The sequence below is a fragment of the Nostoc sp. genome, from assembly GCF_036919615.1.
Lineage (GTDB): Bacteria > Cyanobacteriota > Cyanobacteriia > Cyanobacteriales > Nostocaceae > Nostoc.
Genome location: NZ_JBALCN010000032.1, coordinates 23,422 through 36,295, shown reverse-complemented (window position 1 = coordinate 36,295; position 12,874 = coordinate 23,422). Strand labels below are relative to the sequence as shown.

Annotated in this window: 12 protein-coding genes; 1 reads left to right on the top strand and 11 read right to left on the bottom strand. The window is 42.7% G+C overall.

Annotated elements, in window-relative coordinates; translation table 11 throughout:
* Positions 1–613 precede the first annotated feature (613 nt).
* The 5 genes from V7K48_RS10575 to V7K48_RS10555 all read right to left on the bottom strand — a co-directional run bounded on the left by V7K48_RS10575 (position 614) and on the right by V7K48_RS10555 (position 4,775).
* On the bottom strand, positions 614–1,624 hold the full coding sequence (locus V7K48_RS10575; RefSeq protein ID WP_335072139.1) for a glycosyltransferase: 1,011 nt from the start codon (positions 1,622–1,624) through the stop codon (positions 614–616).
* Positions 1,625–1,627: 3 nt separating this feature from the next.
* Entirely contained in the window at positions 1,628–2,758 is a 1,131-nt protein-coding gene (locus V7K48_RS10570) for a precorrin-8X methylmutase (protein ID WP_335072173.1), read from the bottom strand.
* Between the two features lie 114 nt (positions 2,759–2,872).
* Positions 2,873–3,496, bottom strand: a complete 624-nt coding sequence (locus V7K48_RS10565) for a hypothetical protein (protein ID WP_335072137.1) — start codon at positions 3,494–3,496, stop codon at positions 2,873–2,875.
* Positions 3,497–3,499: 3 nt separating this feature from the next.
* Entirely contained in the window at positions 3,500–3,847 is a 348-nt protein-coding gene (locus V7K48_RS10560) for an STAS-like domain-containing protein (protein WP_335072135.1), read from the bottom strand.
* A 16-nt stretch (positions 3,848–3,863) separates the two neighbouring features.
* Positions 3,864–4,775, bottom strand: a complete 912-nt coding sequence (locus tag V7K48_RS10555; protein WP_335072133.1) for a hypothetical protein — start codon at positions 4,773–4,775, stop codon at positions 3,864–3,866.
* Positions 4,776–5,074: 299 nt separating this feature from the next.
* Here V7K48_RS10555 and V7K48_RS10550 point away from each other — a divergent pair, with 299 nt between their 5' ends.
* A complete protein-coding gene (locus V7K48_RS10550) occupies positions 5,075–7,006 on the top strand; it encodes a heavy metal translocating P-type ATPase (RefSeq protein WP_335072131.1) in 1,932 nt (643 codons plus the stop codon).
* Here V7K48_RS10550 and V7K48_RS10545 read toward each other — a convergent pair.
* From V7K48_RS10545 to V7K48_RS10520, 6 genes are all read right to left on the bottom strand, one after another.
* The gene (locus tag V7K48_RS10545) at positions 6,995–7,453 is read right to left on the bottom strand and encodes an RpiB/LacA/LacB family sugar-phosphate isomerase (RefSeq protein ID WP_335072129.1); all 459 of its coding nucleotides are present in this window, start codon (positions 7,451–7,453) and stop codon (positions 6,995–6,997) included. The genes V7K48_RS10550 and V7K48_RS10545 overlap by 12 nt on opposite strands.
* Positions 7,454–7,842: 389 nt before the next feature.
* On the bottom strand, positions 7,843–9,480 hold the full coding sequence (locus V7K48_RS10540; protein WP_335072127.1) for an efflux RND transporter periplasmic adaptor subunit: 1,638 nt from the start codon (positions 9,478–9,480) through the stop codon (positions 7,843–7,845).
* A gap of 302 nt (positions 9,481–9,782) precedes the next feature.
* Entirely contained in the window at positions 9,783–10,130 is a 348-nt protein-coding gene (locus V7K48_RS10535; RefSeq protein ID WP_335072125.1) for a hypothetical protein, read from the bottom strand.
* Positions 10,131–10,250: 120 nt separating this feature from the next.
* Complete coding sequence (locus V7K48_RS10530) at positions 10,251–10,397, bottom strand: TetR family transcriptional regulator (protein ID WP_335072123.1); 147 nt, start codon at positions 10,395–10,397, stop codon at positions 10,251–10,253.
* A gap of 459 nt (positions 10,398–10,856) precedes the next feature.
* Complete coding sequence (locus tag V7K48_RS10525) at positions 10,857–11,039, bottom strand: hypothetical protein (protein WP_335072121.1); 183 nt, start codon at positions 11,037–11,039, stop codon at positions 10,857–10,859.
* Positions 11,032–12,321: a glycosyltransferase family 4 protein gene (locus tag V7K48_RS10520; protein WP_335072119.1), complete on the bottom strand. Its 1,290-nt coding sequence runs from the start codon at positions 12,319–12,321 to the stop codon at positions 11,032–11,034. Before V7K48_RS10520 ends, V7K48_RS10525 begins: the two co-directional genes overlap by 8 nt.
* Positions 12,322–12,874: the final 553 nt, after the last annotated feature.

The following is a 12,874-nucleotide window of genomic DNA, read 5'->3' as shown; positions in this document are numbered from 1 at the left end:
TGGGTTAAGGCTAAAACTCTTTGTGATTAGTTAATTTTTTTAACGTAGACGCAAAACGGTTCAGCAGCGCGGGAACAGGGGGTTTCCACGCCACTTGACGGCAGTTGCAACTCCTGTGGGGAGAGGCGCTTGGGACAAGTCGGGAAACCGCTTGGGTGCACTGCCTTCTTTATGCCTCTTAACCCGTCTACCCTTACGGGTTCGCCAGTCACCTACTGAGGGAAACCCTCCCGCAATGCTGGACTCACCGCAGTCGCTCCCCATGAGCGACTGCCGTCACAAAGAGAAGGAAGAAATACTTAACTGAACTGTATTGCCTGCTCCCATGCCCTCAGAGCGATAGGATATTTTTTTATTTGGAAGCATTTTATTTTTGAGTTGTAAACTAGATAATATGTAAGATTTTGCTCATTAAGATTTATCTATAGCAGTCCTAAATGATTCGTAAACTTCTTTCCTTCTTCTCTTGGTGCTCTTCTCTACTAGATGCTGCGCGTTGGCAAAGCCTCTCCAAGAGTTGGCGGTTTGGCGGTTCAATAATCTTTACAGATCAAATAGGATTGCTATAGTATAGTTGCATTCAATTTCTATAAATCAAATGGAAAATTATTAACTAATTATGGGTTGATAAAAGTTTATTTAGGCGAGATTTAATATTACTTATCTTTAAAGTGAAGTAACGGCGTTGTAAAAATATTTTGCGTTGCCAACTTGATGCATCTCGCCAGCGTTCATACGTAGGAGAGGCTACGTCTGTTAAAAAGCTACGCCACCGTGCAGTCAGTTGCTCAATCCCCGTTTCTACAGATCGAATACGACCATTGTCTGTCATTGCTTGACGTAATTTCTGGTTATCGCCCAGGCGTTTCAGAGATGCAATTATCTCGTCTACAGAAGCTACTTCTATATAATCGAGTTCGTTTTTACGTTCATATTGGTAAGCAGATTCACGACCAAGAATGATCGGAACTCCAGCTTGCCAAGCATTATATAATTTAGATGCTGGTTTAATATTATATACATTGCTATCAAAGCTACGCACGGCAATGACAACATCCACATCACTGTAGTCGTGCCAGCGTTCAAAGTTCACAATATTCCAATTTAAACCTAAGGCATTGACTTGGTGTTTCCAGGCATCTGTTTGCATCTGGGCAACCAAGTTGTCTACTTGACCAAAGTAGGCAACATTTTCAAATCTATCACCACGCTTATGATCGCGAGGAATCAATCCAGACTGGGGCCAATGGGGCATATAATAGGTTTGCCAAAGACTTGCAGAGTATCTTGTAATTTCATCTTGAGTATTTTGGATAATATGAAGCTGTGCGTAAGGATGATGACTTCTATCTGCACGCAAACAAACAATCAATAATTGTGCTGTTGGTTGTAGGTTGTCTGGTAAAAAATCGCGATGCGCCAAAACAATTCCTTCACTGGGTAAAGTTCCTACCAATTGACATGGAAACCCATCATGTTTAAGGTGAAGATAGGTTTGTAAAGTCCAGTTATATCGCCCTTGACCGTAACGTAAAGAATTTTGCCATTGCCAGTAAAGATCCGAACTTTCTAATATGCGATCGCTAGGCCATTGGTTTTGGGGAATGTAAAAATAAATATTCATTGTTCAGCACTCAAGGGAATCTACTAGATTTTTAAGATAACAATGACAATCTGGCTTATCAATCAGTGATTCTACTAAAGCATTTAGGGCAGTAGCAGCTAAAGCGCCACCTCCCAAAGTCCCTTCAACTGTAATAAAAGGTATCCCTTGTTGCATCAGTTGTCGCTTGGCTGCGGGAGCATGGCTAAAGCCAATGGGCATTGCAATTACTAGTGCAGGCTGAATTTTCTGGTTGGTGAGGGCTTCACAAATTTCTACAAGGACTGAGGGAGCATAACCGACTACCAGCACACAACCCTGATTTACTTGCTGCAATTTTGATCGCCATTCTCGATGCTGCCAAAAGGCAAGTTCAGCCTCTGTGGCGGTGGTAATATGGGGGTTATCAATCAAGGTTTCGATGTGGCATCCCAAGTGAAGTAATCGAGTTTGATCCAAAGCAGCAGCAACCGTTTGGGTATCGACAACAATTTGACAGCTTGCAGATAGAGCTTCTCGACTAGCTGCGATCGCATCTCGACTCAACTTCACAAAGGACACCAAACTGACATCGCCACAAGCCAAAACCAACTGAGAAATTAAGTGCTGTTCAATTTCCGAACGGTGAGATAAATCAGGTAGTAAGCGTTGTAGCGATTCTGAAAAAGCTTCCGAATGGGTATGAATTTCGGCATCCAAGCCACTCCACAGATTTTCCAATCCCCCCAATCCAGCTTGAGTTTCGACATCGAGTAACTTGAGTTGTGCCAAAACTTCCGCTTGGATAATTTGACAATGGCGATCGCGCCCCAATAATCCTTCTAGTGCTGATGCAGTTTGCCGCAGTTGGGAAATTTGTTGCATCACCGCTCGATATTGCTGCTGGAGTTGTCCCATCAGGTTAACAGTTGTGTCGGCTTCTGGTTCCACTTCCAAAATATTGCGGATATGGTTTAGCTGAAACCCTTGCTGCTTCAGTGCGACAATCCTTTGCAACCTGAGGACATCTTTTTGGGTGTAGAGACGATAATTGCTAGGCGATCGCACTGGTTGCGGTAATAGTCCCAATTGATGGTAATGCCGTACCATCCGCGGAGTTAAACCGCCGCCTACCAAGTGCGTTAACTGCTTAATTGTCAGATCGCTGCTGTTGATTTCCACGAATTATAGTCTTAAACAAGTTAATTGTTGTTGAGGAGGCGTTTAGGAAAGGCGATGTCTGACGACAAGCCACTGCGTGTCTACGCTTTTAACCTAGTCTTAGTTAAACTATCTGCTAGCTGATAATTTTTTCTGTATATTAGCTTTTTGGATGACGTTCTTGTTGCTCGTAAATACTTGAATATCTGGAACAACAGCATAATCCATATCATGTGTGATAATTTTAATTTTCCCTACTCCTGCCCTGCTAATAGCTTCGAGAAGTAGTAAGTCATAGCCATCAACAGCTTGAGTTTGGAATCTGTTTAGTGCTGCATCGGTTGTTGCGTCATCTACTGTTAGATTAACAGGAACAGCAAGCGCCTTAACCTGACTCCAAGCTGACTGAACTTCAGCTACAACATTCATCCGTTCATTTGGGTAATTATGACGGTATTCCTTTAGTGACAAAAACCCATGTGATTTTGTATAAATGTTATATTCAGTTTTCTCAATGATATGAGCCAATTCAGCCAAAATTAGTCCAGAATATGTCAGTGTGGCTCCATTTACAAGAGCTTGATTGATATATTTGAGATAATTGCTGAATTTGGAAGTTTGAGTACCAAACCCAGCATTTATATAAGTTTGCCAAAACCAGACGTTGGTATCTACAAGAAAAATATCATTCTGCTGGGGATTATCAGTTTTGATGTCGATGATATCAGCTTGGATGTTAAAGTTAACCACCATGCTTTAAAAAGTTGCAGCCTGTTCTGCGATCGCTGCATCAACCGCATTACGAAATTGCTCATCGGAATAGTAATGCTTGGCATTGGCAATCACACGTTCAAGAACATTCCACCCCTCAGAACTTATAGCGGTGAACTCAACCAGTCGATTCAGGTTATCTGCTGGAATATCTTTCAACAGATGAGCGATCGCCAAGTTGAAAAAGGGAGATGCAAAGACCTGAACTCCAGTAAAATCTAATTCTACAGGGTTGCCAGAAAGCAGAACTGGATGAATCTGATCATATACCTTCTGACCACTCTCAGCGCTGATGGCGTATTTCCCGACGATATCAAAAATTTTGTATGCCATTCCTCTATCTCCCTATTTAAAATAACCGCTTCTTAAGTTGATGAGCTTCAGTTGCTAGGCAGTAGCAAGATTCATCACACCGAATTGCAATATTAATCAGGGTTCCTCTAAAATTAGTACATTTGTTCTCATATATAATATTATCGCCTATATTGACATATCCGTCATTACTAAAGATTGTAAGGTTTCCATGATTTTTTACGATGAACTCCTGCAATAAATTTAGGCCTGCGCCACGGGAGATACTGTCTTGCTTAGTGCTATTTCCTGGCTCGAACGCCCACTGTAGAGCCTCATTAGCAGTCTTGTCTGAGTTCTGAGGTAGAGAGCGAACATTACTAGGGATACCAATACCAAAGTCGATGACTGTTAGATGAAGAAAACCAAGCTTGGGGTAGTGCTGACCGCAGCTGAACACCCCCATAGCAGATTGACTATGATCAAATGCATTGAAATATATCTCTAAGACTCGCCCTGTAATTGCATCTTGTAGTCTTGGACTGATATTGACCCAACCTTTGCCCAGCCAATTATATTTCAGGTAATCTGCAATAGCACTCATATCCTGCTGAAGATCATTCCGGTAAGGTATTGAGTTGCCATCCCACGGTTTCGTGTTAAAACCGAAATCATACAAGAAGCCATTCTGAGCTAAGTTCATCCGAATTTTGTCTGGAAGTGTATTCCAATCGAAAGCGAGAGAGCCGCCACGAGCTTCGATAAGACGGAATAATCCCCCCAAAAAAGCAACGCCGTAGTGTCCTAAAAATTCGCAGTAGTGAAAATCTACCTTGATATTTAAGCAATCTTGGGGTAGCTGCTCAATTTCATCCCTGAGTTTAAATAACTTATTAAAATGATGGGGATTGTCATCAATCTTGGTTACATAAAGAATTAAATTTGGTTGGTTTTTAGTCTCTAACAGCAAGATAACTCCGACTATTACAGATATTTATTAGTCATTTATATCTTGAACTTTAACACTGGTATCAACAAGATTTAGCATTTTTTGCGATGGCAAAGCTTACCAGAGGCAATCGCTTTTATCCTTTGATAATAAATTTAAAGGTTTATAAATTACCGTATCATACCTAGAATAAAACACACACTACCATAAAGAATAACTCTGCGAACCTACACATTCTTAGAGCATTTTTCACGCTAAACCTTGACATTAACATTAATGTCAAGGTTTAGCTTGAGAGAGTCCCTGTAAATTCACCTCTCATGCTCTACTCCCAACGTTTGAACCAATTCACCAGAGAACACAGAGATACCGTAGCCGCCCTTTTGTGTGGCTTACTGCTATTTCTCGGATGGTTCGCCTTACATCTGGGCGCGTTGGAATTGGCATTCCTGCTGCTACCCGCTGCTTATCTAATTGGTGGTTACGAAAGTGCGCGGGAGGGATTGACTACTCTCTTCAAAGAAAAAGAACTCGATGTAGATTTGCTGATGATTGTGGCGGCTATTGGTGCTGCTAGCCTCGGCTTATGGCGACGAGAATATCATCTAATTATTGATGGGGCAATTTTGATTCTGATCTTTGCCATCAGTGGCGCATTAGAAGGTTATGCAATGCAGCGAACTGAGCGGAGTATCCGCAGTTTGATGAGTTTGACACCAGATACAGCACGGGTTTTGCATCAGGGAAGGGAAGAGGAAATTCCGATCAGTCAGCTAAAGGTGGGTGATGAGATTGTCGTCAAACCCGGAGAGCTAATTCCTACTGATGGGATAATTTTATCTGGTTACAGCACCCTTAATCAAGCTGCAATTACAGGCGAGTCTTTACCTGTGGAGAAAACAGTGGGCGCAGAAGTATTTGCCGGCACACTCAACGGCTATGGTGGATTGCAAATTAAGGTACACAAACCAGCCCAAAGCAGTTTAATTGTGCGTGTGATTCGCTTGGTAGAACAAGCAAAGACTCAAGCACCTCCTTCGCAAGAGTTTATCGATCGCTTTGAGAAGGGATATGCCAAAGTTATTGTAGTCGCTGGGATATTACTGGCAACTTTACCACCATTTCTGTGGGGTTGGGATTGGGAAACGACAATTTATCGCGCTCTTACTTTCCTGGTGGTGGCTTCTCCCTGTGCGCTGATGGCTGCAATTATGCCCACACTGCTTTCAGGAATCGCCAATGGTGCAAGACAAGGAATTTTGTTTAAAAATGGGGCACAGTTGGAGAAGATTGGCAAAGTCCGAGCGATCGCATTTGATAAAACTGGTACTCTGACAACAGGACAGGTGCAGGTATTTCAGGTAATTTCATCTGGTGGATACACCCAAGCTGATGTATTAAAAGCCGCTGCTAGTGTGGAATCCTATTCAGAACATTCTATCGGTAAGGCAATTGTGCAGGCGGCTGGTGATTTGGATTGGGTTGGTGCAATCCAAGTGCAAGCTATACCTGGACAGGGAATTATGGGAATCGCTCAAGAGCAACAGGTAATTGTCGGCAATGCCGTTTTTGCGCAACAGTATGTGACAAATTTACCTGAAGAATTGCGAGAAATAGCTCAATCTTTGGAGCAAGAAGGTAAAACTGTGGTTTGGGTAGCGAAGAACCCCACCCCACAAGCGAGGAGGGGGGCAGAGGTAATGGGTGTAATTGCGATCGCAGATGAAGTAAGAGCGCAAGCAGCCGCAACCATTACCCGGTTAAAGAAACTGGGAATTGAGCAAATTGTCATGTTAACCGGGGATAACGAGGAAACTGCTTACAGTGTCGCCAAAGCAGTAGGAATTGATCGGGTATATGCCCAACTTCTACCAGAAGATAAGCTGGATGTTATCCGCCATCTACAGCACCAATATCAAACTGTGGCAATGGTAGGCGATGGGATTAATGATGCACCAGCCTTAGCGCAAGCATCTGTAGGTATAGCGATGGGAATATCTGGTAGTGATGTGGCATTGGAAACCGCAGATATAGTCCTGATGGCAGACAGGTTAGAAAAAATTGCTGTGGCGATGCATTTGGGTAGGCGATCGCAAGTCATAGTAAAACAGAATATATTCGTAGCGTTGGGTTTCATTATGTTGCTTTTGGTGGGCAACTTTCTGGGAAATATTAACCTACCTATTGGCGTGATTGGGCATGAAGGTTCCACAGTGTTGGTTACCCTTAGTGGTCTAAGATTACTGAAATAAAGCACTTTTCTCTAACTGTCTAATCCGCTCCATTTGCACGAGGTTCCAGTCATCTTCAGAATAGGGCGTGCTAAACCAGGCATTTAATATTTCTTTAGCGATCGCTTCTGTAGTAGCACATAAACCAAGTACAAGGACATTCGCATGATTCCAGATGCAGGCCCCGCGTGCCGTCTCGGCATCATGACACAAAGCTGCACGTATCCCTGAGACTTTGTTGGCGGCAATAGATGCACCTGTACCAGTCCAACAAAAGACAATCCCTTCATCCGCTTTCTGGGTTGCCACTGCCAAAGCAACTTTACTACAGCTGAGAGGCCAATCAACTTCAGGATCATTCTCGGTTAGGGAACCGAAGGGTATAACTTCATGCCCACGTTGCTTAAGTTCTTCCACTATTTTATCGGTAAGGTTGGTGCGTTCATCACTGCCAATAGCGATTTTCATGATTATTCACGCTTTCCCCTTTCAAAGATGTAAATTTATTCAAAATTAGGACTTATGCACTGTACAAATTAACCATAATACAGTAAATTGTAACTTCTCTTCTTAGGCTGCGCCAAGGTGAGGTACAGATCATCGTAGGGGCACAACATGTTGTGCCCCTATCCGTGTACTTCATTTACCTGCAATACGCTGTATATCTGATGCTATTTGGTCGTTTCAGACGCTTCGCATAAAGAAAGATTTGCTATATTTGCGACGCTGAATAGCCCGTCGTAGACATCGCCCTGGTGCAAAACATGGCTGAAACACCCAAATTGTATGTAGTACTTATGTACAGTGTGTAAGTCCTAAAAATATTGAGCATTAGTGGTTCTCGATTGGTACAAATATTAAAAACTCCGATTACCCACTTCTTCAGGAGCAGGAGTGATGGGAGCACCATTAGTTAGGTTGAGAATACCAGAAACAGCAATTTTGTCCCCAGCTTTTAGTCCTTCGATAACTTGATAATTATTCCCCTCAATAACTCCCAATTTCACGGGCTTTTGTTGAGCTACTAAAGATGGCGCTCCAGCTTTAGGACTTTGTGCCGGTGCTTCAGCTTTAGGATTTTGTGCGGATGCTTCAGCTTTAGGCTTTTGTTCTGGTGCTTGAGCCACAAACACAAAAGTCTCTCCACCCAAGCGAGATATTGATGTAACTGGAATTAAGATTCCCGGACGTTTGTTCCAGATTACTCTGGTTTGCACTGACTGAAGATTAAGCAGTCGATTTCTCAAATTGCCAAAGTTGGCTTTCACCAAAACTGTCTGCGAATCTAAACTAGCATTTGGAGAAATAAAACTGATCTTACCCGTTGCTGTGGGTTGGCCTTGGACATCCAGCATTTGCACAGGTAAACCCAAGCGCAACTTTTTGGCTTGATTTAGCGGAATGGATATATTCAGGTCTAAAGAGTCGTTTTTGGTCAATGTGGTGAGTTGATCCCCTTGTCCTACATACTGTCCTAGCTTGACTGGGATATTACCAACAATACCTGTGAAAGGAGCTAAGACTTTTGTGTATTGCACTTGGACTTGAGCCGACTGGACTTCAGCCGCTGCTTGGCTTACTTGCGATCGCCCTTGGGCAATATCTTCTGGGCGGTTGCCGTTCACCTGTTGCCGATAGTTTTGTCTCTGTTGTTCTAAGGCAGCACCTAGCTGCTGGATATTAGCAGTTCTGTTTTTGCGAAGTTGCTCTAAGTTTTTCTGGGCTGCAACCAGCGCTGCTTCAGTACTATCTTTGTTTTTGACGTATTCATCTAGGGTATCTTGGGAAGTTGCCCCTTGTTTTGTTAATTGTTCGTATCGCTTTGCTCGTGCTTGTGCTAGTACTAGATCGGATTTGACGGAATTAACTTGAGCTTCAGCCTGCTGAATTTGCTGTGGTAACGATCCAGATACGGCATCTTGATATTTTGCTTGGGCCTGATCTAACTGGGCTTTGGCTTGCAAAACTACTTCTGTTCGAGTTCCGGCTTTGAGTTCGGCAAGATTTGCCTGTGCTTGTTGTAGTGCTGCTTGTTTTTGTCGTAGCAGGGCTTGGGCATCATCAATTTCTAGGCTAATAATTACTTGCCCTTGTTGAACACGGTTGCCCTCTTTGATGAATATCTGGCTAATTCGCCCTCCAATCTGTGGCTTGATTGGTACAGACAGTGGTGCTTCTAAGGAGCCAATAAACTCCGAACTCTCCTGCACAGTTTGGGTTTGCACAGTTGCTAGCTTGACGGGAATTGCCGGTTGAGGAGCACCTGCTCCAGCACCCGCTGCTGCATTGCTAGCATTCCTAGTTTGCCACCAGCGCCAACCAAAACCAATACCTGCAATTAACAGGATAATTCCCAACACCAAAGGCCAACGCCGCTTTCGAGGTTGCTTAGGCGATCGCTTTGGCAATGGTTGCAACTCTTGACTAGAATCAGTAATAGCAGGCTGTTCTATTTCAACGGGAAGGGGAGAGTCAGGAAACTCAGAATGGGTCATATTTATTTTCTCGTCTTGTGGATTTAGACTTGGGTAATCTACTCTTCGCTAAAAAAGCATTATTTGAATAGTTTGTTAGCCCTTTTTTCTCTATGTTGGTGACAAATATATTGTTTGGGTATTTGGGCGATCGCTCATTATATCCAGCACCTTAAACGAATAAATATTGTTCACCATACTATGGTTAATTTGTACATTGTCTAACTCCTATAAATTATTCATATATGTAACTTATAAAACCCCGAAAATAAGTATAAACCGTTAGTATTTGTTCAGGGTGAGAGCACACTTAAATGTCAGGTTCATCTTGTTGCAGGCAAATCAACTGAAATTCCAGCCTCCTTCAATCGCAAAGTGCTAATACCGCGCACAAATAAATTAACACAAGTTTCCATGTAGTATTTACCACTGTAGCTTAGTGTGGTAGGTGTATCGCTAAAACGCGGCATACCGTGAAGCAATATACCTGTAAAACTATCCACAGATGCTTTTAAATCTATATCTGAGGACACTGTACTCTTCTGTAGGTACATAACCAGCTGTTCGCGCAGCGATTTGTCATTTTCGTATATGATCAGACGTGCGTCCTGAGGATGTCGCTTCGCTTCTGGAATAAATGTCCGAATCAGGTCTTCATGCTCCTCCATCATCCGATTGCAAAGCCTTAGATAATTCTTGAGGTCAATGTATAGGTTTTTAGTCTAGTTGTCATGATCCGCTAAGGCTTGGGACTGTAAAGCGATCGCTTCAGTAATCACAGCAGCTAGTAGTTACTCTCTGTTCTGAAAATGAGGAAATAAAGTTACCTCATTGACCGCAGCAACACGAGCAATTTCTCGCGTTGTGGCTCCGGTTAAACCTGCTGTTGCAAACATCTTAGTTGCTGACTTTATCAAGCGTGCACAAGTTTGTACCATCCTTGAGGCTAAGTTTTCCATGAGCGTTTGCAAGCGCTTGCTTGCACATGTAAGTGCTTGCTTGCATTATAACCACATAGTGGGAAAAAATAGCATAAGGTACAAATGAGTTTATCCGCTCTTAAGTCGTAGTGAATACTGATCTTAGGGAAGAAAAGGGTATGGAGCGATGCTTCTGTGCCAGACCTAACTCTTGGAGATGCTCCGCAAACGGCAAGCTCAAGGCATCGCGCTACGCGTAGCTGGCTTTTGAGTAGGGGTACAGCAGGCTACGCCTACGCTGATTAATTCAGCTCTATTAATCAAGGTTGCGAGTTTCATTGAGTTATCCTCACCAAGAACGATGTGCAATCAATCAGTGTTCTCTAGAATCCTATTTTTGAGCAGTCTCAACTTCCTACACTTAGGTCACCCGATCGGTTGATTTTTAACTCACCTGAATGGGTGATTTAATTTATTTCAATCAGAGTTTTGCCTGTGTAGCCAAACTAATAATCCTCCCATGCCCAATGCCTCTGATGGAGTGCTGTTAGCGTAGTGGGGCGTAGCCCGTGCTAAGTATCGAGTCGGGAATCTCACTTCTTTACTCAGAACTTGAAACTCGAAAAAGAAGAACTGTTTTGCTCCATGCTCTTCAACCATCCACAACTGATTCTTTAGAATCCAATTTCGGCAAGATACCCACAGTTGATTTTCGGTTAGCAACAATATGAGAAAAGAGCCACTCATACCGATCAAGTGCTTGCTCCAAGGAATAGTTTTCTTCGGCAAACTGTCTTCCTGTGTTACCTAGCCTCACCCTGAGAGGAGGATTAGCATATAAATCATGCACCGCAGCGGCCATTGCATCGGGTGATTCTGGCTCAACAATTATCCCACCACCACTGAGTTTGATTGCTTTAGCAGCAGTACCAGTGGCGGGAACTGAACCCACAATCGGGCGACCACTCGCCAACAGCAGTGGTATTTTTGAAGGCATATTGAACGAAATCACATTGCGCTTTTGCACAATCAGCCCGACATCGGATGCTGCTAGCATTTCGGGTAGTTTATCTCGCGACTGCAACGGTAGCAGCAAAACATTATCTGCTCCATTTAATAGACAATATTCCTGCAACCTTTGCAATGCTCTTGATTCGCCAACGATAACAAAGACAATATCCCTGAGATGACGCAAGCAAACTGCTGCTTCTATTACTGTTTCTAAACCTTGCGTTAGAGCAATGTTGCCCGAATAAAGTACTACAAATTTTCCATCCAGTTGATGGCTAGATATCCAGGAGTTGTTCTGTTTTGGTAAGGGGTGGATGAAATTTAGATTCACCCAATTGGGAATACAAACGATTTTATTAACAGGTACTCCTTTATTCACTAAATTCTCACGAAACCCATCAGCGATGACACTAATAGTGTGTGCAGTTCGATATGCAAATTTCTCTAGAGCTGCAAGAGTTCGGATCATCCATTTATTTTTCAATAGTCCAATACGTACAGCAGCTTCTGGTAAAATATCTTGCACATTCAGAACTATCGGGCAGTTATATAACCAACCAAATATTGTTGCTGGTAACGTTCCTAAAAGAGGCGGAACTGTTAAGATAATTACATCAGGACGTCCGCCTTTAAAGGCTTGGGGTAAGCTCGTGAAAACAAAGCTCAACTCCAGCAACAGCCGATCCACGAGGTTAGGTTTAGACTTAATTCGGAGGTAACTTCGCTGAATAGTGACGCCATTTTTATGTTCAGTAACGTACCATTTACCCCGATATCCATCGTAAATCTCACGCTGAGGATAGTTGGGCATTCCGGTAATCACCCGCACTTCATGACCTCGCTTTACTAATCCTTCTGCCAATTCAGTCATTAAGGGAGCAATTCCAATCGGCTCTGGATGATAGTTGTAGGAATAGATCAGAATGTGCATGAGCTATTTGTAAATTTTGTGAAGACAGCCTGAAATGAGCGAATTTATTCCTTAATAGCCAGTAGTGGCTGCTACTTTTATTACTTATTTTAACTTGTAAGATTGTTTGCTCAATATTGCGTTAAACATTGTTTATGAATTTTTTTTGGTGATTTTTAAAATAGAATTTTTGGATTGCATAAAACACTTAAAAATCAAAATACTACCTTGTGTAAACAGGTTAGGTTCTTATAGACATAGGCTTTAGTTTCTGGTGATTATGACAGTAGTTAGTCTGGTTGTTTCTGAACTAATGCCTAATTTTACACTGGGCGGATTGTAGCATTATATTCAAGCTTGTGGATATAACCTGCATTCCGCCCTTTAAACTGGCACATGGGATATTTTTAACCAAGTCGTCAGTTCAGCACTCAGGACTACTGAAAAAAGTGTTGATGATTGGAATTAATGGGATTCAAGCCCTGTCCTGGAAGGACGGCTTTGATTTTTAATATACTCAGGACTTACACACAAGTAACGTAAAATCAAACCACAGAGTCCGCAGAGAAGCCAG